An 833-nucleotide genomic window follows, 5' to 3' on the forward strand; every position below is an offset into this window, starting at 1 on the left:
GCGGCCGGTTTTTTATTGACCTATGCATTCGGATATAAAGATGAAATGGCTTCTCAGTTCGATTAAATTGTTTCTGTTTTAGGGATAGTAAACGGGATAGAAGCACAGAAAGGGGCTAGCCTGTGAAAACAAAGACACTGTTCATATTCAGTGCCATTTTAACCCTATCGATATTCGCGCCAAATGAAACCTTCGCACAAACAGCAGACAACTTGGTTGAGCCGAAAACCATAAATGCAGAAACTGCACAATTCTCGCCGAAGAAGCTAAGGAAGGTAGATCAGATGATAGAACGGGATATTGCAGCAGGATTTCCAGGCGCCGTTCTTGTGGTGGTGAAGGATGGACGCATCATAAAAAAAGCAGCATACGGCTACAGTAAAAAGTACGAAGGGTCAGAACTGCTGCGCCGTCCGGCCAAAATGAAAACCCGCACGATGTTTGACTTAGCCTCAAATACAAAAATGTACGCAACAAATTTTGCATTGCAACGCTTAGTCAGCCAAGGAAAACTTGACGTCTATGAAAAAGTTTCTGCATATTTGCCGGGTTTCAAGGATCAGCCGGGTGACCTCATAAAAGGAAAAGACAAGATACGTGTCATTGATGTCCTCCAGCACCAATCAGGGCTCCCATCAAGCTTTTACTTTTACACGCCGGAAAAAGCCGGCAAGTACTATTCCCAAGAACGGGACAAAACGATTGAATATTTGACGAAAATTCCGCTCGATTATCAAACCGGGACAAAACACGTATACAGTGACATTGGATATATGCTACTTGGGTGTATTGTCGAAAAACTCACCGGCAAACCGCTTGATGTCTACACGGAG

The 833-nt window shown here is 43.8% G+C and carries 1 protein-coding gene and 1 pseudogene; both read left to right on the forward strand.

What is annotated here, in order from left to right:
* A partial coding sequence (locus tag ACWHAR_RS25290) for a hypothetical protein (RefSeq protein ID WP_452088212.1) occupies window positions 1-66 on the forward strand: 66 nt, incomplete at its 5' end.
* Between the two features lie 56 nt (window positions 67-122).
* A pseudogene (amiE, locus tag ACWHAR_RS25295) lies at window positions 123-833 on the forward strand (N-acetylmuramoyl-L-alanine amidase); the annotation flags it as partial.

It is taken from the genome of Bacillus sp. LR--39, from assembly GCF_053613335.1.